This window comes from Flavobacterium amnicola (genome assembly GCF_004122165.1).
GTDB classification, from domain to species: domain Bacteria; phylum Bacteroidota; class Bacteroidia; order Flavobacteriales; family Flavobacteriaceae; genus Flavobacterium; species Flavobacterium amnicola.
On the sequence record NZ_SBKO01000004.1, the window covers coordinates 56258 to 78030 of the forward strand.

23 protein-coding genes are annotated in these 21773 nt (G+C 31.6%); 7 read left to right on the forward strand and 16 right to left on the reverse strand.

What is annotated here, in order from left to right; all coding sequences use genetic code 11:
• Positions 1-50: 50 nt before the first annotated feature.
• The 5 genes from EQG63_RS09620 (at position 51) to EQG63_RS09640 (ending at position 3263) form a co-directional block, all read left to right on the forward strand.
• A complete protein-coding gene (locus tag EQG63_RS09620) occupies positions 51-1016 on the forward strand; it encodes a KpsF/GutQ family sugar-phosphate isomerase (protein ID WP_164974493.1) in 966 nt (321 codons plus the stop codon).
• Position 1017: 1 nt separating this feature from the next.
• Positions 1018-1839 carry a twin-arginine translocase subunit TatC gene (tatC, locus tag EQG63_RS09625; protein WP_129436162.1) on the forward strand — a complete coding sequence of 274 codons (822 nt, stop codon included), beginning with the start codon at positions 1018-1020 and terminating at the stop codon, positions 1837-1839.
• Positions 1823-2176 carry a carboxymuconolactone decarboxylase family protein gene (locus tag EQG63_RS09630; protein WP_129436163.1) on the forward strand — a complete coding sequence of 118 codons (354 nt, stop codon included), beginning with the start codon at positions 1823-1825 and terminating at the stop codon, positions 2174-2176. Before tatC ends, EQG63_RS09630 begins: the two co-directional genes overlap by 17 nt.
• A gap of 87 nt (positions 2177-2263) precedes the next feature.
• The gene (gene lptB, locus EQG63_RS09635) at positions 2264-3004 is read left to right on the forward strand and encodes an LPS export ABC transporter ATP-binding protein (protein WP_129436164.1); all 741 of its coding nucleotides are present in this window, start codon (positions 2264-2266) and stop codon (positions 3002-3004) included.
• 22 nt (positions 3005-3026) lie between these two features.
• Positions 3027-3263: a DUF5808 domain-containing protein gene (locus EQG63_RS09640; protein ID WP_129436165.1), complete on the forward strand. Its 237-nt coding sequence runs from the start codon at positions 3027-3029 to the stop codon at positions 3261-3263.
• Between the two features lie 97 nt (positions 3264-3360).
• Here EQG63_RS09640 and EQG63_RS09645 read toward each other — a convergent pair whose 3' ends face one another.
• Together EQG63_RS09645 and EQG63_RS09650 are read right to left on the reverse strand one after the other, a co-directional pair.
• Positions 3361-4218, reverse strand: coding sequence for a glycoside hydrolase family 25 protein (locus EQG63_RS09645; protein ID WP_129436166.1), 858 nt, complete (start codon positions 4216-4218; stop codon positions 3361-3363).
• Positions 4219-4959 carry a CDP-alcohol phosphatidyltransferase family protein gene (locus EQG63_RS09650; protein WP_129436167.1) on the reverse strand — a complete coding sequence of 247 codons (741 nt, stop codon included), beginning with the start codon at positions 4957-4959 and terminating at the stop codon, positions 4219-4221.
• 113 nt (positions 4960-5072) lie between these two features.
• Between EQG63_RS09650 and EQG63_RS09655 the strand changes: the two genes are divergently transcribed.
• The gene (locus EQG63_RS09655; RefSeq protein WP_449404002.1) at positions 5073-6149 is read left to right on the forward strand and encodes a putative type IX sorting system protein PorV2; all 1077 of its coding nucleotides are present in this window, start codon (positions 5073-5075) and stop codon (positions 6147-6149) included.
• Between the two features lie 45 nt (positions 6150-6194).
• The gene (locus tag EQG63_RS09660) at positions 6195-7304 is read left to right on the forward strand and encodes a lipoprotein N-acyltransferase Lnb domain-containing protein (RefSeq protein ID WP_235827829.1); all 1110 of its coding nucleotides are present in this window, start codon (positions 6195-6197) and stop codon (positions 7302-7304) included.
• Between the two features lie 52 nt (positions 7305-7356).
• Here the strand turns inward: EQG63_RS09660 and EQG63_RS09665 are convergent, their stop codons facing one another.
• The 14 genes from EQG63_RS09665 to EQG63_RS12380 form a co-directional block, all read right to left on the reverse strand.
• Positions 7357-8751, reverse strand: coding sequence for an exopolysaccharide biosynthesis polyprenyl glycosylphosphotransferase (locus EQG63_RS09665; protein WP_129436168.1), 1395 nt, complete (start codon positions 8749-8751; stop codon positions 7357-7359).
• 62 nt (positions 8752-8813) lie between these two features.
• Complete coding sequence (locus tag EQG63_RS09670) at positions 8814-10178, reverse strand: O-antigen ligase family protein (RefSeq protein WP_129436169.1); 1365 nt, start codon at positions 10176-10178, stop codon at positions 8814-8816.
• Between the two features lies 1 nt (position 10179).
• Entirely contained in the window at positions 10180-11247 is a 1068-nt protein-coding gene (locus EQG63_RS09675; protein WP_129436170.1) for a glycosyltransferase, read from the reverse strand.
• A gap of 2 nt (positions 11248-11249) precedes the next feature.
• Positions 11250-12365: a glycosyltransferase gene (locus EQG63_RS09680; RefSeq protein ID WP_129436171.1), complete on the reverse strand. Its 1116-nt coding sequence runs from the start codon at positions 12363-12365 to the stop codon at positions 11250-11252.
• Positions 12362-13411, reverse strand: a complete 1050-nt coding sequence (locus tag EQG63_RS09685) for a glycosyltransferase family 4 protein (RefSeq protein WP_129436172.1) — start codon at positions 13409-13411, stop codon at positions 12362-12364. The genes EQG63_RS09680 and EQG63_RS09685 overlap by 4 nt, the downstream gene beginning before the upstream one ends.
• Before the next feature lie 57 nt (positions 13412-13468).
• Positions 13469-14308: a class I SAM-dependent methyltransferase gene (locus EQG63_RS09690; protein ID WP_129436173.1), complete on the reverse strand. Its 840-nt coding sequence runs from the start codon at positions 14306-14308 to the stop codon at positions 13469-13471.
• Positions 14309-14333: 25 nt separating this feature from the next.
• Entirely contained in the window at positions 14334-15140 is an 807-nt protein-coding gene (locus tag EQG63_RS09695) for a class I SAM-dependent methyltransferase (RefSeq protein WP_129436174.1), read from the reverse strand.
• On the reverse strand, positions 15115-16278 hold the full coding sequence (locus EQG63_RS09700) for a glycosyltransferase family 4 protein (RefSeq protein ID WP_129436175.1): 1164 nt from the start codon (positions 16276-16278) through the stop codon (positions 15115-15117). Before EQG63_RS09700 ends, EQG63_RS09695 begins: the two co-directional genes overlap by 26 nt.
• Entirely contained in the window at positions 16278-17657 is a 1380-nt protein-coding gene (locus tag EQG63_RS09705; RefSeq protein WP_129436176.1) for a hypothetical protein, read from the reverse strand. The genes EQG63_RS09700 and EQG63_RS09705 overlap by 1 nt, the downstream gene beginning before the upstream one ends.
• On the reverse strand, positions 17657-18778 hold the full coding sequence (gene neuC, locus EQG63_RS09710; RefSeq protein ID WP_129436177.1) for a UDP-N-acetylglucosamine 2-epimerase: 1122 nt from the start codon (positions 18776-18778) through the stop codon (positions 17657-17659). The genes EQG63_RS09705 and neuC overlap by 1 nt, the downstream gene beginning before the upstream one ends.
• On the reverse strand, positions 18775-19434 hold the full coding sequence (locus EQG63_RS09715; protein ID WP_129436178.1) for a TylF/MycF/NovP-related O-methyltransferase: 660 nt from the start codon (positions 19432-19434) through the stop codon (positions 18775-18777). The genes neuC and EQG63_RS09715 overlap by 4 nt, the downstream gene beginning before the upstream one ends.
• On the reverse strand, positions 19427-20473 hold the full coding sequence (neuB, locus tag EQG63_RS09720; protein ID WP_129436179.1) for an N-acetylneuraminate synthase: 1047 nt from the start codon (positions 20471-20473) through the stop codon (positions 19427-19429). The genes EQG63_RS09715 and neuB overlap by 8 nt, the downstream gene beginning before the upstream one ends.
• Positions 20470-21135 carry an acylneuraminate cytidylyltransferase family protein gene (locus tag EQG63_RS09725; RefSeq protein ID WP_129436180.1) on the reverse strand — a complete coding sequence of 222 codons (666 nt, stop codon included), beginning with the start codon at positions 21133-21135 and terminating at the stop codon, positions 20470-20472. The genes neuB and EQG63_RS09725 overlap by 4 nt, the downstream gene beginning before the upstream one ends.
• On the reverse strand, positions 21128-21769 hold the full coding sequence (locus EQG63_RS12380; RefSeq protein WP_164974494.1) for a CatB-related O-acetyltransferase: 642 nt from the start codon (positions 21767-21769) through the stop codon (positions 21128-21130). Before EQG63_RS12380 ends, EQG63_RS09725 begins: the two co-directional genes overlap by 8 nt.
• Between the last annotated feature and the right edge of the window lie 4 nt (positions 21770-21773).

The window sequence follows — 21773 nt, forward strand, 5'->3', positions numbered from 1 at the left end:
CATAAAGATACAAATTTCTTTTACACACACAAATTTAAAACTATTCTGTTTTGATATCAAAAGAAAAAATTTTGGCTTCGGCTAAAAAGACGATTTTATCCGAAAGCGAATCTATCGCTAAGCTTGTCACCCTATTAAATGATGATTTTTCAAGTGCTGCCCAGTTAATTTTTCAATCTAAAGGAAGATTAGTGGTTACAGGAATTGGAAAAAGTGCCATCATTGCCCAAAAAATGGTAGCCACTTTTAATTCTACAGGTACTCCTTCGATGTTTTTACACGCTTCGGAAGCAATTCATGGCGATTTAGGAATGGTGCAACCTAATGATGTGGTTATTTGTATTTCAAAAAGTGGCAACAGTCCTGAAATTAAGGTTTTAGTACCGCTTTTAAAACGATTTGGCAATACCTTAATCGGAATGACCGCCAATTTGACTTCTTTTTTAGGAAAAGAATCCGATTTGGTATTAAACGCTTATGTTGATCACGAATCGTGTCCAAATAATTTAGCACCAACCAATAGTACTACTGCACAGTTGGTTTTGGGCGATGCACTTGCGGTATGTTTAATGGAAATGCGTGAATTTACAAGTACTGATTTTGCCAAATACCATCCTGGTGGTGCCTTAGGCAAAAAATTATTACTTCGCGTGACCGATATGTTAGACCGTACTCACAAACCAATGGTGAACCACACTTCTTCTGTTAAAGATGTAATAGTTGAAATTTCTGAAAAACGATTGGGGGTTACAGCTGTTATGGAAAACGGTAAATTAGCCGGAATCGTAACCGATGGTGACATCCGAAGAATGCTCAACAAAACAGAAACTATTTCGGGATTAACCGCTCAGGATATTATGACTAAAAACCCTAAAACGGTTCAATTAGAAGCTATGGTAATAGATGCTTTTAATGTGATGGAAGATTTTTCGATTACGCAATTGGTGGTTTTTGACAAAGAAGAATATGTTGGAATTTTACATATTCATGATATTTTAAAAGAAGGAATTATATAAAATGGCAAAGAAAAATTTAAGCGAAATGTCCTTTTTAGACCATCTTGAAGAATTAAGATGGCTATTGGTGCGCAGTTCTATTGCAATTATTATTTTGGCAATAGCGGTTTTTTTTGTTGCCGATTTTGTTTTCGATGACATCATTTTTGGCCCTACAAGGGTAGATTTTGTGACCTATCGATTTTTTTGTGATGCTTCGCATTACCTAGGTTTTGCTGATAGTATTTGCATTGAAGAATTACCGTTTGTCATTCAAAACACCAGTATGGAAGGACAGGTCAATGTTTTTGTGTGGACCTGTATCACGGCTGGATTTATTTTAGGATTTCCCTATATTTTATACGAATTATGGCGTTTTATTAGTCCTGCGTTGTATGAAAAGGAACGTAAATACGCCAAAGTATTTATTTTCATGGCTTCACTCCTGTTTTTCATTGGCGTTTTGTTTGGGTATTACGTAATTGTACCAATGTCGGTTAACTTTGTAGCTACTTTTTCCATAAGTAGTGTTGTGAAAAACGAATTCAATTTAGAATCCTACATCAGTATGATTAAGACATCTGTAATTGCGGGAGGTTTATTTTTCGAATTACCGATTATCATATATTTACTAACCAAACTAGGATTGGTAACTCCAACGTTTTTACAAAACACGCGTAAATATGCTGTAGTAATTGTATTGATTATTGCAGCCATCGTTACGCCACCTGATGTAGTGAGTCAAATTACTGTCGCAGTACCCATGCTTTTGATCTACGAAATAAGTATATTAATCTCTAAATTCGTTGTAAAACGACAAGAAAAAAATGAGCAACTTAGTTAAAGAATTCAACGATTATCGTTCAAAAATGAACGAAAAATTATTAGCGGATGACAATAAAGTGATCAAACGCATTTTTAATCTAGACACCAACACGTATATGGAAGGTGCGTTAGATGTTAAAACAAAAGAGCTGTTAGGATTAGTAGCTTCGGCGGTTTTACGTTGCGACGATTGCATCAAATACCATTTGGAAACCAGCTACAAACTTGGCGTAACCAAAGCCGAAATGATGGAAAGCATGAGTGTTGCTACTTTAGTAGGTGGTACCATTGTCATTCCGCATTTACGCAGAGCCTATGAATTTTGGGAGGAATTGGAAGAAGGAGAAACTAAATAATTGTTAATGTGTGGATTTGTTAATTTGGTTATTCGTTAATTTGCGAATATCGAATCATCGAATCAATACATAACCGAATCAACAGACATGATATTAAGAGCAGATAATTTAATAAAAACATACAAAAAGAGAACCGTTGTTAAAGGGATTTCTGTGGAAGTGAACCAAGGTGAAATTGTTGGACTATTAGGTCCAAATGGAGCAGGAAAAACAACTTCTTTTTATATGATTGTGGGATTGGTAAAACCAAATTCTGGGAATATCTATTTGGATGATATGAACATTACCGATTTCCCAATGTACAAACGTGCTCAAAACGGAATTGGTTATTTGGCGCAGGAAGCTTCTGTGTTCCGAAAATTGAGTATTGAGGATAATATCATGAGTGTTTTGCAGTTGACCAACTTAACCAAAGACGAACAAGAAGCCAAAATGGAAGCGTTGATTGACGAATTTTCTTTGAATCATATTCGTACCAATCGTGGCGATCTACTTTCAGGAGGAGAGCGTCGTCGTACCGAAATTGCACGTTGTTTGGCGACCGATCCAAAATTCATCCTTCTTGACGAACCTTTTGCGGGAGTTGACCCTGTAGCGGTTGAAGACATCCAGCGTATTATTGCTAAACTAAAAGAAAAAAATATTGGCATTTTAATTACCGACCATAACGTACAAGAAACTCTTGCTATTACCGATAAAACTTATTTGATGTTTGAAGGTGGTATTTTAAAAGCAGGTATTCCAGAAGAATTGGTAGAAGACGAAATGGTTCGTCGTGTGTACTTGGGTCAAAACTTTGAATTGAGAAGAAAAAAGTTGGAGTTTTAGTTTAATTCATTCAAATAATCAAATGGAACCTACAAAAGAACAAATAGAAATCTGGCACAACGATTCAAAAAATTGGAAATGGGGCGTTATATACAACAATCCTGAAGATCCAAGAATGTTAGTTGACAAGAGAACAAAATGGATGGGAGCTACCATCAATTTCGCCCACAATAGAGCTGTTTTAGTTTTTTTTGGTGCAATAATTGGTTTATTATTGTTAGCTGCTTTAGTAGTTTATATGGCAGAAATAAAAAAATAATATCCAATATTTTCTAAACGTAAAGCACACAAAGTTAAAATACAAAGAATACAAAGTTTTTTGAGAATCTTGCGATTGAAAATGAGTTTGCAAAAAACTACTTAATCAACAATTCCTTCATTTCAACAGAATTTCCGTTGTAAATATTGATATCCACTGGTGTTTTAATTCCGCTTACTTTGCCGTTTTCCGTAAATTGCCAAAGTGACCATTCATCCTCAATATCGGTATAAAAAGCGGTATAATTAGCAATCCAAAACGGATAGGTCTCAAAGTCCTCTTTTAAGAAATCTTCATAATAACTTTCGCTACTGTAAATGATAGGTTTCACACCATAATGCTTTTCAACGGTTTCCAACCAACGCTTCAATCCTACTTTGAGTCGTTCGATGGATTGCGTTTTAGGTAATTTTTCAATATCCAAAACTGGTGGAAAATCACCAGGTACTAGTGTGACTTGTTGGATAAAATTTCGGGCTTGTTCCAATGAATTTTCATTCGGACGATAATAATGATAAGCACCACAAATAAATCCTTTCTCTTTAGCCTTTTTCCAATTTTTCTTGAACTTTTTATCGGCTCTTTCATTTCCGACTGAAGCCCTAACAAAAACAAATTCGATAGGATAACCTCCTTCAATTTCTTTGAGTGCGTCCCAATCAATTTTATCTTGGTATTCTGAAATATCAATTCCGAATGATTTTTCGATATGTGTATCTAAAACTTTGTCAATAGGCATTGATCGCGCTTCAGCATACATGATTTTATCGGTAGTAAAGCCTAAATAGCGCTTAAAAACATTTTTTTGGCTGTACAAAACTACGCACAAGCCAAACAGCATGATTAGTTTAAAAAACAACGAACTGGAGAAAAAGGAAGTAGTATTTTTAGTTGATTTTCTTCTGTTTGTTTGTTCTTTCTTATTGGTACTTTGGATTTTCTTTTTAACGGCCATTTATGCTTTCTTCAAAAAAGTATTATTAACCACCGAAAGTAACACATAAAATAAGATTACTAATGGAATTCCTAAATAACGGAAAAACACAATCAGCAGTAGTGAAATCAATAAAAAGAACAATTGCAACGCATTTTTTTGAAGCGTAAAATTTTTAATCTTTAATGAAAACAACGGAATTTCGGCGTTCATCACATAAGCACTTAAAATTGTAATAATCAAAAGCACACGCGAACACTGTAAATTAGTTGTGATAAATTCGACAGAAGAATATTGAATAACCAAAGGCAAACTCATGATAAAAAGCGCATTGGCAGGTGTCGGCAACCCAATAAAAGAATCAGTTTGACGTGTATCGATATTAAAATTTGCCAAACGATAACAAGCTCCTAAAGTGATGATAAAACCTAAAAAAGGTAATACCATTACAGCGTTATCCCAAGAATGAATATTGATGATTTTAGCTGATCCATAAGATTTCAACAACAATTGAAACATAATAACTCCAGGCGCAACACCGCTAGTGACCATATCGGCTAAAGAATCTAACTGAAGCCCCAATTCACTTTGTACTTTAAACAATCGGGCGAAAAAACCATCAAAAAAATCAAAGAAAATGCCCATGCAAACAAAAAAGAAAGCAAATTCATACTCGTATTGAAAAGCAAAAACAATTGCGATACAACCGCAAAAAAGATTCAATAATGTAATAATATTGGGAATTTGTGATTTTATTGACATAGAGAAAAGCTTATAAAATGTATTTTTACTTTACAAATTTAACACAATAAGTTTATAAGTTGTTGAGTTTATTATATCAGATTTTTATTTCATCTTTGCTAAAATTTTAAAAATTGAAGAAAAGCCTACTCATAGTACTCGTTTTCATAAGTTTAACCACGACTGCACAGACCATTCGAAAATATTCCAATGAGTTTATGAATATTGGCGTAGATGCGCGTGCATTTGGTATGGCCAATGCAATGGTGGCACATACAAAAGATGTCAATTCGGGCTATTGGAATCCGACAGGTTTATTAAACATTGAAGATAGCGAAGGTTCTTTGATGCATGCCAATTATTTTGCCAACATTGCGCAGTATGATTATATTGGTTTTGCAAAGAAAATTGACAATCGCAGTGCTTGGGGCGCCTCTATTATACGATTTGGAGTAGACGATATTTTAAACACCACGCAATTAATTGACGCCAACGGAAATGTTGATTACAACCGCATTAGTTTGTTTTCTACCGCCGATTATGGATTCACTTTTTCCTATGCCCGTGATTTACCGGTTCGTGGATTGCGTTACGGTGCCAATGCGAAAGTGATTCGAAGAGTTATTGGAGATTTTGCCAGTTCTTGGGGATTTGGTTTCGATTTCGGAATGCAATTCGAGAACAAAGATTGGCAATATGGAATTATGATTCGTGATATTACCACGACTTATAACATTTGGAACATTAACGAAGAAGAGTTTAAGAAAATTCAGGATGCTCAAACGTTGAATCCGCTTCAAAATCAAGATTTACCTGAAAGTAGCGAGATAACCTTACCAAAAGCACAACTGGGAGTGGCAAGAAAATTTAATTTTCACAATGAGATGAGTTTATTGGCCGCTGCCAATTTGAATATGGAATTCCAACAAACCAACGACATAATTTCTACCAAAGCGGTAAGTATCACTCCGGCGTTTGGTTTTGAAGGCGGCTATAACAATTTAGCTTTTTTACGCCTTGGAGTGGGCAATTTCCAAAAAAACCTGCAACTTGACGGAAGCGAAAAAACTACTTTTCAACCCAATTTAGGCGTTGGATTTCATTACAAAGGAATTTTTGTCGATTATGCCTTGACCGATTTAGGGAACCAGTCGGCAGCATTATATTCGAATGTATTTTCCGTAAAAGTGGATTTGTCTATTTTTAGATAAAAATTCAAGCGAAGAGAAAATTGAACAAAGAAAAAAGACAATAAAATGATCAAAAAGATATTTATCCTTTCATTACTTCTTCAATCATTGTTTAGTTTTTCTCAAATTCCGAATCTATCCGACAAGGCTATTTTTAGCGTTTTAACTGTTGATGTGGCGAATGCATCACACACCTTATATGGTCACACTGCACTTCGTGTTAACGATTCCATTGCTGGTTTTGATGTCGTTTACAATTACGGAATGTTCGATTTTAGTACGTCAAATTTTCTTTTAAAATTTACCAAAGGTGATTTACAATATTACGCAGCCGTATATCCGTATGCTGATTTTGAATACAGTTATCGTGAAGAAAACAGATCCATATACGAACAAAAACTACATCTTTCCTTATCTGAAAAACAAGCTTTATTTCAGAAATTAAATCAATCCGTTTTTTCGGAAGAGAAATTTTATACCTATAAGTTTATTGACAGAAACTGTACTACCAAAGTAATTGATGTCATCAATTCGGTTTTGAAAGACAAGCCAATTCAAAATAACTTGCATAAAGACGAAAATTATCGCGAAGTCTTGTACGGCTACCAACAAGGTCAATTTTGGCTTAATTTCGGGATCAATATCATTTTTGGACATCGTCCTGACGAGCAAGCGGCGGTTTTATTTCTTCCTATTGATTTGTTGGAAGTTTTAAAAACAGCACAACACGACGGAAAAGCATTAGCCGAAAAACCAACCGATTTATTTATCGCCACTCCTTTGGATTCGAAATTTTCTTTTTGGAATAGTATTTATCCATTAATTGTATTTCTTTCGATTATAGTGCTTGTCAATAAAAAAGGACTGAACCTCTTTTATTTTTCTATTCTAGGACTTATAGGATTGTTTTTTGTGGCCGTCAATTTATATTCGCTACATCGCGAAGTACTGTGGAATTACAATATGTTATTATTTAATCCTCTTTATTTAGTGCTGGCTTATTTTTTAATCAAAAACAATACGATTTGGATTAAGAAAATAGCGCTAATTTGTCTCTTATGTTTGGGAGCTTATCTTATTTACCTACTGAATAAGGCCCATTTACTAATGATGTTGCCGTTGATTATTGCCACAGGAATTGTAACAGGAAGGTTGTATTTAAAAAAAGAGCAATAAGTATAAAGGGATAAGAGAAAAGGAGAATGTTTATAATTATACTAAAAACAAATTATTGTCCTCTATAAAAAAGTACGGTACTGATCGTTTTCACCACGATACTCAAATCGAGAAAAACACTTCGATGCTTGATATAATACAAATCGTATTGCAGTTTAATTAAGCTATCTTGTAAGGTTTCTCCATAAGAATAATTTACTTGCGCCCAACCTGTTAAACCCGGTTTAATTACATGGCGTGTTTGGTAAAAAGGCATCATTTTAGCAATTTCATTTACAAAAACGGGACGCTCTGGTCTTGGACCAATAATAGCCATTTCGCCTTTAAGCACATTAATGAATTGTGGTACCTCATCCAATCGAGATTTACGCAAAAACCTTCCAAAAGCTGTAATTCTTGTATCGTTAGCAGTGGCGAAAACAGCTCCATCACTTTCTGCATTTATAATCATGGAACGTAATTTGTAAATTTTAAATACGGCGCCGTTTTTACCGACTCTATCTTGGGTGTAAAACAAAGGACCTCTGTTGGCCATTACATTTCCTAATAAAATAAAAGGCAATAAACACAACCCAATAGTTAATCCAATTAAGGCAGTCACAATTTCAATCAAACGAACGTAAATTAAATACAACTGATTTTGATTACTTCTGGAAAAAGGGAAAAACTTATAAAAATCACGAGCTACATATTGAACTGGAATACGTTGGGTTATACTTTCATACACCTGAGTATATTCGCGAACAGGAAATCCATTTTCAAGAAACAACAATAATTTATTGTATAATTCAACAGTAATTCCTTCGGTTTTATGAGGAGCCATTACTATTTCAGAAATATGATTTTTACTGATAAATGTATCCAGATTTTCTATTGTCAAAACCTTAATTGCATTTGATTTCAGAAGAACACTATTCGTAGTATTTAGATTTAAAAAACCATCAATTTTATAATGTGGATCATTCTTTTGAAGTCCATTAACCAATTCCTCTAACTCTTCATCTTGACAAACGATAATGGCTCGTTTCACAAAACGAGTAGATGCTAAAAATTTAACATAAAGCAAACGCCATGTCAACAAAGCCACTACTACGGCAATGTAAAACAAAAGAATTTGCAATCGATTATCTGGTAATGAAGGTGTAAAAAACGGAGTAAGCAAATAGGTTAAAACAGTTGCCGAACTGGTTAACACAATACTTTTAATAATAGAAAACTGATTACTTGCAATTTGCAAATTATACATTTCAAAAACGGATCCAAAAAAAAGCAAATAGACTGATAAGAAAATAGTCCAATAGTAATTTTCTTTTGCAATTTTAAAGTAATGGAAATCGAAAAAAGTCCCGATTAGGTGCAACAATAATAACACAAACAAAACATCGAAAACCCTAAGAAGAATTTTTCTTTCCGATATCTCAAAATGGATTTGTTTGTTTTTCGTCATAATTACGTGAACCTACCGCAAAATAACAATTTTTTGAAATATAGTAAAGGATATTCCGAATTTTATTCTAACTCTTCAATTACTGGATTATCTTTTGCTTTTTCGACAATATAGACTTGCACCAAAGAAAGTGCATAAACAAAGGCTGGTGCGGCTAAACGCATGGCAGCATGATTAATGGTGAGTATCCAAAAAGTGAAGAAAGAAAGCAAGTAAATATGTTGCCTATTATTAATATACAAAGTCAGAGGCGTCATGATTAAAATTAGAAGTGCTAAAACACCAAAAGCACCATGTTCTGCCATCATTCTAGTGATTTCGTTATGGGAGGCAATTACTTCACCAAAGGTATCCAATCGATACTCTTTGGCTTTACCAATTCCAATTCCCATTATTGGATTTTGGAGAAACATTTCAAATTCTCCTTCCATAATTACTTCTCTACCCGTTAGTATACTCTCCTTTACTCTCCCTCCTTTATCTTGATTGGCATAGCGTTTATCAATCAATCCATTGGTTTGCTCAGAACTATACATCCAAATAGCGGTCAATGCAATTAACGAAAATACAATTGACCATATAATTTTTATTTTTGCCTTTCTTTTTGTTACAAAAAATAAAACTAGAATTAATAACGCTACCATAATTGCACTACAGATCATTCCTCCTCTCGAAAATGTGACCAAGCCTCTGAAAGTTAGTATCATAAGCAATGTAATATTCAACACAATTACCCATCTTTCTTTTGAATAAAAAATTACTCTTGTAAACATTAGAAAGATTGCCAAACCTATCATGGTTGACACTTGATTTGGACCAAATCCACCTGAAGTTTCGAAATTAGATTCGGTACTCGTAATCACGTTTTTTATACTCGGGTTATACAAATACATATACGTTACTGCAGTAAGTAATGGAAGCAACATAGTTAACATTAAATGATCTAAATCCTTTAGCGTAATTCTACGTTGGTAACAATACATTGAGCAAATCCCTAAACATAAAGGTCCTGAAAGATTAAAAGAAAGCGATTTAATAATGTTAGCATTCAAATTTAAAGTAACGGAAGCTACCAAAACACCTGGAATTAATGATAAAAGAAATACCCAGTATAAAAATGAATTCTTTGAAAACCCAGAAAAATAAATACCCATTAACATAAAAAACACTATTGAGTACTTTGCAATTTCATAAAACAAAAAACCACCTGCCATTCTTAAAACAATTTCACTACCTACAGCATAAGCGGCAACGAATAACACTTCATTTTTTTTGTTTTGTGTTTTTAATAAAATTAAAAAGCTGAGTGATAAAATTGCAATACTATAAATAACAGATATTTTCGTATTCAAAAAGATTACTATTCCAAGTAAAATATGAATTAGCACTAGCGAAGTATAGGTTAATGTTTTTTTGGATACTTCCATCTTATTTATTGTAGCAATCGAGTAATTGATTAATTATAGCAACCTTTCCGTATTTAGTATGTACTAAATAATTTAATTTTTTGGCATAATTGGTCCTTTTTTCAAAATCATTTATCATAAGACTCAAACAATTCGTTAATCCATTCAAATCATTAGAATTAAACAATAAACCAGTTTCATTATCAATAATAATTTTAGGACAATACCCTACATTAGAACTAATAACAGGCAATTTTGCTAATCCATACTCAAGTAATGTCACTGGAAAACCTTCATAAGTGGAACATAACACTCCAATTGTACTTTGAGTCAAAATAAATTCAATATCTGATTTTGCATCATACAAAAAAACAGAATCAATGATATCTAATTCCTTAATTAGCTTACTAATTTTTTCAGAATAGTCATCATGATAATTTTTACCTACAAAATGCAAAGTCCAATCTTCATTTTTTAAGTTTAATTCATGAAATGCCCTTACTAAAATTTCATGATTTTTAGGATCTCTAAGATTCGCCAAACAAATAATTCTTTTATTTTCAACACCATTTAACAAAGTATTCTTGGCGTTATCGGTTTCGAAAGAAGCAAAATTTGGAAAATAATTAACTTTTTTAAATCCAACTTTTTTAAACCAACTTTCAATTTGTTGATTAACCACCAAAATTCTATGGAAAAATAAATTACAAAAAAGTAAAGGTATGTTTTTATAATAGCTTTGATTTGATCTATTACCATTATGTTCATGAAAAATAACCTTAACATTCCAACAAAATAACTTCACCAGAAAAGCCAAGAAAAAAGAGGTCCCATGCGCATGAATTACATCTATTTTATTCTTCCTGATTTGTGTGATTATTTTCTTTAAAGCTTTAGTATCAAAAAAAGTCTTCCGATTAATAAATGAATAATAAACGTTTGTTTTTAACTGCTGTTTTAAAATTCCTTCTTTTCTAGTCACAATAATTCCACTAAAATCAACAACATCAGCTAAAGCATTTGCATAATTAACTGACATCTTCTCGGCACCGCCTGCATTTAGGGAATCTATTATTTGTAGTACTCTCATAACTATTGCAAAAATAGTTTTATTTCTGCTTCAAATTTTTCTAAAGTAAATTCTCTTGACCAATTAATACTTTCCTGAGCCATTTTTTGGTACATGACATTCTGATTGAGAATGTTTTTAATTTCTATAATGTCCTTTTCAAAATTTAAATCTAACAAAACACCACGTTTCCCTTCATCTAGCATATATGGAACGCAAGAAACCTTAGAAACAATTGGTACGCAACCCCAAAACATTCCTTCTGCAATCACTTTAGGCCAACCTTCACTTTGAGATGGTAATAAAACAAAATGACTCCTTTTATACGCTTCTACTAATTCTTCACTATTTCTATTACCAAACAGTTGAATTTGCTCATTTAAATCGTTTTTTGTTATATAATTTTCTATTTCTGCTCGTTGATTACCTTCCCCATAAATTGACAATTTTACATTACAATTTTCAATATGTAGTCTTTGAATTAATTGAATCGCATATAATGCTCCTTTTCCTTTTAGTAAAGCACCAACAAATATCATTCTCACATCACCATTAAGTGATCTAATAACATTATTTTCCTTCTGTAATTCAGAATAAGTAGCTGTAAAAAATGGGTAAATATTCTGGGTACTATTTTTCCATTTCCCATATACCAAAACTTTTATGTTCTTTGTTAAAAAAGTATTGCTTAAAATAAACTGTTGTATTTTATAACTTAAAGGCTGTCTACTTTTAGGATCCCAATTACCAGCATATTTTGCTGTTTTCTTTTTTTTGGGAAATAAAATTTGTACAAACAACCCTAACAACCCTATATTACCAGGGCAACGCAGATGAATATGATCTGCTTTTTTAAAATAATTGAATAGTGTAAAAAGTATAATTGGAACTTTAACTATTGTTTGAAGAATTGAGAAAAAGGATAATAGATTAATACTCGGGATACTTACAAATTCTATATTCTCATGTTCATATTTTAAATGAATTGCAGATTTATTAACCGATTCGGTTGGAGCTAAAACAATTACTTTTTCAACATTTTTTATCCATACATTCATTTCTCGAACATATGGGGAATATGAATAAAATTTATTTTCTTCTATAATATGTGGTACACTTGTAACTATTAAAAAAATCATTTTATAATTTTATAAATTGATTCACAGTATTCATTCATACTAAATTTTTCTAAATAGAATTCTCTTGCGTTTAGAGACATTTCAGAATATTTTTCCATGCTTAATTCTACTTTAGAAAATACCTCCATGATCTCTTTTACGTTTGGATTAAATGTAAAACAATTAATAGAATCTTGCAAATATGGCGTTAATCCAGTGTTTGTAGATAACAAAACTGGTATTGCATTCATTAATGATTCCAAACCAACGGTAGGTAAATTATCAAATTTAGAAGGAATAATTGTAAAATAACTTTTTCTTATATATTCGTCTATATCTGCATAGGGTATTTTCCCAAAAAATGTGATATCCTCATTTTTAACAATTAAATCTTTAATCAATTTTTCTTGAGATCCGTTTCCAGCGATTTGCAGTCTAATTTTTGTATTGGGATTACTCACTACAAATTCATTAAAAGCAGTTATAAGATCAACTATCCCTTTAGTAGGCTCAAATCTTCCTAAATATGAAATTATAATGTTATTTGTATTCTTAACCGCTTTTGATTCCTCATATCTATCCAACATTGGATTTACAACCACTACTCCATTTGTATAATTATAGAAGTTTTTTAAATCACTTTTGGATATTTCAGAAGGACAAATTATATGGTTGCAAAACAAATGGTAAAACATTTTTTTTCTAAAAATAAACCATCTATATTTTACCTGTTTTAGATTTAAATCTTCATTATGTGCTCCAGTAATAGTATGATAATAATCAAATGTTTGGGTTTTTCCAAAAGAGAATAACTTTGAGGTCATAATGGGAATATTTCCTCCGACAAAATGACCAATAACTGTTTTAGGCTTGTATTTAAAATGCAATTTTAGATACCAAAAAAAATCTTTTAACGTAGTTGGTCGATTTTTAGAGACCCATGAGTACACAATTATTTCACCAGTTCCTACTTTAAAAAATAGTCTTTCATCAAACTTTGGTACATGTGAAATAAAAACAACTCTATAGCCTTTATTTGCTAAATAATTTGCCAAAGTGTAACTCATGGCAGAAAAGTTATTTAGTGTGTAATTATGTGCGATTAGAATTGTTTGCAACCTTTCTTATTTTTTTGTGGCAACAAAATATATTGTTGTTCCTTGAAATTTACCGATTAAAGACTTGAATATATCTTTATAAAAAGAAATACTTTTAATTTCAAGATACGGCCATTTTTTTAGTACCGCTTTACAGTCAGAAAAATTATTCAATTCGAAGATATTTTTGATGTTTTGGAGTGTAAAAAAATTGAGATGAATTGGCGGCGAGTTTTGAAATAATTGATCTTTTGCTCTATTAGGATAATTATATATTTTGTTATAGTTAGGAGTTGATAAGACAATTTTTCCACCAACATTTAACTTTTGATGTGCTAGTTCAAGAAATAATTTTAAATCTTGCAAATGTTCAATAACTTCCCATAGTGTGATAACATCATAAGTCTCCGTTAAATTAGCCATTTCTTTAAAATCGGCATTAACGGTATTTAAACCGAGTGTTTGAGATTTATCAAAGGCCTCTTTATCCAATTCAATTCCTTTGTAAAATATTTTATCATTATTCTGTCTGATATAGGCGCCTATTAAGCCTATTCCACTTCCTATTTCTAAAACAGAATTGCATTTACCATTTAAAATGTGTTTTTTAATTAGCTTGGATCTATTAAAACCAACATTGATCTTTTTATTTTCTTTTAGAGCATTATATTGTGTAACAGAATGCATCTTATATAATGCATCTTGATCGTTATACAACTGATTGTATACTTGAATAAATTCTTCTTGACTAAAGATAGTAACACAAAAAATAAAATTACATTTTTCGCATTGCCCTAGATTATATGTAGTATTTATAATAGAAACATTTCCGCTACAAATTTTGCAATTATGGTATTCGTTTTTCATAAATTTAATGTATCAATACTATTTTTTATTTCTTTTTCATCAACATTGTAAGATGCATGCATTTGTATAATGCATAATCTGAAACTGCCGATTTCTCCCAATCTTGTTGGTGCCATTTTTGACCAATTTTCTTTTTTCGCTCTTCTGAAATTGGAAGAAAATTAACAACAAAAACCCATTTTGATTTCCCTAAAATCCCTCTTCTTTCAATCACATCAAAGGCATTATGGTATTTTTGAATGGTTTCTTTCGTAAAAGGCCATTCCCAATCGGCATCGGATTGAAAGGGTCTGTATAAAATTCTAACCAATTTAACTGGCCAACTGGTTTCTAATGGATCATAACTTATGATACTTGCATTATCAGACATGATTTCATTTAACCTATTAATTAGAATGTCTGTACTAGGAAAATGATGTAAAACACCATAGGCATACACCAAATCGAAATTTCTTTCTGTAAATTCATCCGATAAGAAATCAATGGCTTCCGCTTTGGCATTTGGATATGGTTTCAATCGATCGCTTAATTTTGAAATAGCCACGTCACTCAAATCTATTCCTAAATAACTTTTGGAATTTTCAGCCAAATACATCGACAAAGCATTGCCAGAAAAACAACCTAAATCAAGTACTTTTTTATCTTTCAAGTCTCCAAACCAAACTCTGTGTAAATCATAGGTTTGATTACTAACACCAATATTTTTACGCGTTTTATTTAAAATTCCATTTCTAAATTTCGCCCACAATTTTGTGAAAAAATTTTGCTTAAAATTATTATAAAACTCCTTTTGCTTCTTGTTTGTTTCAAGTATTTCTTGAGTTGTCTTCATTTAATATGGATTTATAACAATCTAAATTTTTAGTGACGATACTATTAATATCAAATTTTTCAAGTATACTCGTTCGTGCGTTTTTACCAATTTGTATTGCTTGCTTATAATTTTCAAATATATATTTTATTTTATTAGCAATTGCTTTCGGATTATGAGGATTTACTAAAAAACCAGTTACATTATCCTGAACCGCTTCTGGACCCGGTCCAGTTTCACTTCCAATGAATATTTTACCCATTGCTAAGACTTCCAACCATGCTAATGGCATTGCTTCCATATGACTTGGATAACAACAAATTTGTGCCTTTTCAATATAATTTGGAATTTCAAAATTCGGAACAGCACCAAGAAATTCAATATTGTTTTTTATTGTGTTCGTTATGGATTTTTCTAAAATTGGCCGATACGGTTTATTTGTTCCAGGTACAGTAGCATCTCTTCCAGCTATTTTCAATTTAATATCTGGAAAATCATCAACTAAGTACTCCAAAGATTCTACTAGTTGACGTATTCCTTTTTTTTCGATAATACTCCCTGCAAAAAATATCGTATGCAGTTCCACTTTATTTTCATCAGCTTGATAAAAACGTTGGGTATCAATAGGATTATAAATTACTTTTATTTTTTCTTCATCAAGCTTAAGCAATTGACACGTTGTTTGCGCAACATATTTTGAAACTGCAATTATAGAATCGGCTTTTTTAAAGGATCTTTTTTCTTGCCACACTTTTTTTCTTTCTGTTTTTCTCTTTTCGGCTTTAGCGAAAAAATGGTGGCCACCATGCATTCTAATTACATACTTTATCCCTTTTATTTTTTTTAAAAATGCAAGTCCTAATTCAGGAGTTTCAATAATTGAAATCGATTGTTGAGAATGGATTTCTTTTATTTTTTTATGTATTCGATATGAATTCCAAACAAACTTAAATGGTTTTTTGCTTTCTTCTGGAACAAGATAAACCTTTATTCCATTATCATTTATAAGCATTTCTTTATTGACTTTTGCTAATCTTATAACTGAAACCTCAACGCCTTCATTGACTAATTTATATCCTAAACTTCTGGTAAAAGTTCCTACACCTCCATGCGGTAAATTTTCTATTGGATATTCTCCAGTTATATAGCAAATATGCATTAATTCAATTCTTTTTTAATAGTTGATGAAGCTTCCTTATAGTCTCCCAAAACAATATTTTTCCATAATTTCATGCCGTCAGTATTTTTATGCAACTTCTCATTATTTAAAATTGAAATCAAATCTGATTTATTGTTTAACCAATAAACAGCTTCTGGAGAAGGCATACTTTTAAAATGTTGAAATTCATAAATCTTTTTGGTAGACCAATTTGGATTTAATTTTTCGTTTTGATCATAGTTTATAAAAATACACGGTTTATCATACATAGCAAAATCAAAAGCCATTGTTGAACCAACATTTACTACAATATCTGAATAATATACCGTACTTACTAATAGTTTTACATCATCGATTGAAGGATAAATACTTGCAAAACCAGCATTAGATTTACGATTCCAAATTGGAGAGACTTTCTTAATTAAAGTAGGATTGGCAGTACAAATTTCATCATATCGCCCAGTAATATCGACAGGACATCTTCTAAATAAAATTTGATAATTCTCATCCAATCCATTTTGAACCAAAACAGTTACAATATCTTCTAAATATTTAGGGTCATCAGGAGAAGTATGGGCATCATCACCTGAAAAACAAATAATTTTTTTATTGAAATCTAAATTATATTGTTTGTAAAAGGTTTCTTTTTCAATAATATTACTTTCATCACTATAAAATTCAAACTGTGGAGTTCCGGTTACAACAATATTTTCTTTTGATATTTCAGGATAATACAATTTAATTTCATCTTTCATATAATTCGACCAAACAAAATACTTTTTTGCCTTCAATGCCATTCGAGCTTTTGGCAAATTATCCCATGAAAAAATAACTGTTACCGTTTCAATATTTAAGTCCTGAGCAGCAGCAAAAACTGGAGCACATTGAATTCCTCTTTGATGAGAACAGAACAAATGAGTTGGATTGATTTCACATAATAAAGCTCTAACCTGATGATAAAAAGAATGCTTCCTAATTTCTTTTTGATATAAATCTTCTAGTTTTAGAATGTAGTTATAGTTTGAAATTAAAGATGAAATACTTTCGATAAGAAAGTAAAACATTTTCTTCAGGAAAGTATTTTTAAGCGGATTCCAGTTTGATAGTATGGTTTTATTTTGAGTTATTTTGGCGTTATGTTGCAATCTCAAATAACATATTAATTCTCTTAAAAATTTTTCTTTAAAGGATTCCTTATAAACAGGAATGGTATAATCTTTCTCAAAATTTACGTTTCTACAAATATCATTTATAGTCGTATCATCAAAATTATGAAACAAGATTAAATCTTTTTCAAAACCTTTAAAGACGTCTGAATACAGGTAATTACGAATTCCTACACCATCAGGAAATAATAAAACTATTTTATCTCTTGCCATTAAATATCTCTAAATTGTTTTTGATGATTGAGTTTCCAAATATCATTTTTCTCTAATGACTCAAGAAATAGTTCCGCGCTATTTCCAATACCAAAATCTGTTTTAGAACTGGTCTTTTTATACGAATCAATACTTTTTAACGCTTTTAAAATATTTTCTTTTGAATAATCAGCATTGATAATTTCTGCATCCAACACTCGATTTTGTTGTCTTGTCCCAATATTTAATACTGGCAATCCATAATAGGGTGCCTCTCTTACTCCTGCACTACTGTTCCCAATTATGAATTGAGCGTTTTTCAATAAGGTAAGAAAATATTCGAACCGTAACGATGGAAAAATGCGAAAACGAGAATTTCCTTTCAATTTTTCATACGCTTTTAAAATTGCATTACTTCCCAAATCATTATTAGGAAAAATGACCACATAATTGTGAGAATCTTCTAATAATGATTCCACAAAATTTTCAGCATATTCCTGCATAAATTTTGCTTCCGTTGTGACTGGATGGAACATTACAATGGCATAGTTTTCGAAAGAAATTTCGTAGTATTCTTTTACGTTTATCAATTCTGGTAAATTATCCGAAAACATGATATCTACATCTGGAGAACCTATAATAAATATCGATTCCGATAATTCTCCCATTTGAATTAAACGATTTTTTGCTTGTTGATTAGACACAAAATGAATGTGACTCATTTTACTAGTAGAGTGGCGAATTAATTCGTCAATTGTTCCTGAAACTTCACCACCTTCAATATGCGCAACTAATATATTATTAAGCGAACCAACAATTGCTCCGGCTAAGGCTTCTACTCTATCACCGTGTATTACAATCATATCAGGTTGACATTCTTTAACATAAGCAGACAATCCTTCGATGGTTTTTGCCAAAGTCAAATCCATCGTAGTTTCATGAGTATGATTTTCAAAAGTATACACATTTGAAAAAGCACAACGTTCAATTTCTAAAAGTGTATACCCATATTCCTGTTGCAGGTGCATACCCGTTACAAAAACAAATACTTCAAAATCATTATGACTTTCAAGAACTTGTATGAGTGATTTAATTTTACCAAAATCGGCTCGAGTACCTGTTAAGAATAGAATTTTTCTCATTTAACAATATACGAAATTGCATTAGAGAATGGAAGTTTTTTAATCTCAGCCTTATTCTTAAAAAAATCATCAACCGCTTTATTCGTTCCAGCAAAAGCACCATAATCGTCAAAGATAATTATACCTCCAGTAGTAACTTTATCGTATAGTTTTTCTAAAACATGTTTTGTTGGTTCATATAAATCTACATCAATATGAAGAAGCGATATTTTCAAATGGGGGTTATTGATTAAGTACTCATCTAAAGTTTTTAAAATATCTCCTTTGATAATTTCTACGTTCTTATTTAATCCTTGTTTTTCTAACAAAAGATTTATTTCTTCAAAAGAAATACTCTTTCCTCCATTTGTTTCCGCTACAAAAGCATCTCTCTTAGCTTTATCCTCATCAAAATTGGCTTCTGGGAAATCACCAAAAATATCAAATCCAATTACTTTTCTGCTCCCTGTTTGTTCTAATAAATCACGGAATTTTATCCATCTAAAAAAAGAATTACCTTTAAAAATACCAAATTCAACAATCTCACCTCTAACCGTTGATGTTTGTTTAAAAAATTCTAAATGAGAAATAAATTTACTAAATCTTGTAGGATCAGCTGTTGCATAAAACCCGTTTTCATACTCAAATTTTCTATTTATATCATACAAATTATCCATTATCAATATCATTAAAAGTTAATTGTTCATCATTTTCAATATCTCTAGTTGCCTTTTTTCCTAATACATTTTCAAAATGTTCCGCTAGTATTTTTCCAGTTCCAGGACGTTTGACCCAAATGTTTTCTTTCGTAAATAGTTCCCCTTTTTTAATATTAGCAATTGAGCAAACGGTAGCAAAAGCGAAGTCAATTGTTACTTGTTCTTCATCTGCTGGTTTTTTTGTGCCACCTCGCATTAAAGCGATTTCTGCACTATTTTGAATTAACTCTTTACAAGTATTTTCATCCATACTACACACAATATCAGGACCAGTACGATTCATATGGTCGGTAAAATGTCGCTCCAAAATAGAAGCACCGAGCGCAACAGCTCCTAAACAGGCATTATTATTTAATGTATGGTCACTTAATCCAAAAACTTTTGTAGGAAATGCTTGATGCATTTCCATCATTGCCCCAAAACGTACCAGATGAATAGGCGTTGGGTATAAGTTTGTAGTATGCAATAATGCTACCGGCACATTATGTTTATCAAAAATAGCTACTGCTTTTTGAATACTTTCGATAGTATTCATACCTGTGCTTAAAATAATTGGTTTCCCAAAAGAAGCAATATGTTCCAATAGAGGATAATTATTACATTCACCAGAACCGATTTTATAAGCAGGGATATCAAACTTTTTTAATCTTTCGGCGGCGGCTCGTGAAAAAGGTGTTGAAATAAAAATCATACCCTTACTTTCAACATATTTTTTAAGTTCAAGTTCTTCCGTTTCATTTAATGCACAACGTTCCATAATTTCATAGATAGAAACATCGGCATTTCCGGGAATTACTTTTTTAGCAGCACCACTCATTTCATCTTCTACAATATGCGTTTGATGTTTAACAACCTCAACACCTGCTCTATAAGCTGCATCTACCATTTCTTTGGCTACTTGCAAAGAACCTTCGTGATTTATTCCGATTTCTGCAATAATTAAAGGTGGAAAATCTTGCCCAATTTTTCTACCTGATATTTCTATGTATGGGTTCATTTTTTTATATTTATAAGATATTCAGCATAATTAAAATCTTCTTGCGTATCAATATCTACATTCACAAAAGGATGATCTACGATTAATGGAAAAGCATTTTCTGAAGTAATAGTATCCTTGTTTAAAATCAATTTAGCTTTACTAATATACAATAATCCATTTTCAAAATACAATGGATCTAAATCTTGACTTCTTTGTCCAATTTTATAATTAAAAGGGATAAACCGATTGGCTTCAATTTTACCGAATTTTTGATGGTTTCTAGAAACAGTAAACAAACTATCACAATCATTTTTAAGAAATACTTCAAAGGCTTCTTGTAATAAATTTGCAGGGCGAAGTGGATTTGTAGGCTGTAATAAAATTACGTTGTTAACTTCATTAATATTTTGTAAGACATGCTTCAGCGCAGAGGCTGTTGGTTCTAAATCACCCGATAATTCGGCAGGTCTATCTATAATTTTCGCACCATACAGCAGCGCAATTTCTTTAATTTTTTCATCATTAGTAGAAACATAAACTTCCTCTATGATTTCACTATTTGCTTTGGCATACAAAATACTGTGCGCAACAAGAGGGATACCATTGAGTAGTTTAATGTTTTTTTCTGGCAATCTTTTGGATCCACCTCTTGCTGGTATTATGACTATAGTTTTATTCATAAATACTTTCTTTGTTAACAAAATCTTTAAAAAATAAAGGCTTTATCTCTTCCAATTCAGCTTCAGATTTATCCCACCATTTTAAAGCTTCAATCTCTGATATAACTTGCATTGAAAAGCGCTTTCTTAAAGGTTTTGCAGGAACCCCTGCAACAATGGTATAAGGAGAAACATCTTTAGTTACAACAGATCCAGCTGCCAAAATAGCTCCATTACCAATACTAACATCACCAACAATTATGACATTATGACCAATCCAAACATCATTTCCTATGATAACTGTATTGGTTTGTTTGAGTTGTTGCAATTCCCCTTTAAACAAATTAGTATTAATATAAGTTGACATATAACTCACGGGATGATTTGTAGTATGAATGGCTACATCTGCTCCTATCTGACAATATTTCCCAATCGTAATGTTTCCAGCAAAGAAATTATTATAACCAAGTGTCGTGGCATAGCCTAGTTTTATAGTTCCGAAAAAATTGCATCTATCTGGGATCGAATTTTTTCCTTCAAAAGTAACGTTATGAATACCTCTTGATTTTCCTGAAAATAAAACACCCTTTCTAATTTCGGCTGTATCAAGAAAGTAATATAAACACTTTTTTATAAAATTTCTAAACTTTCTCATTACC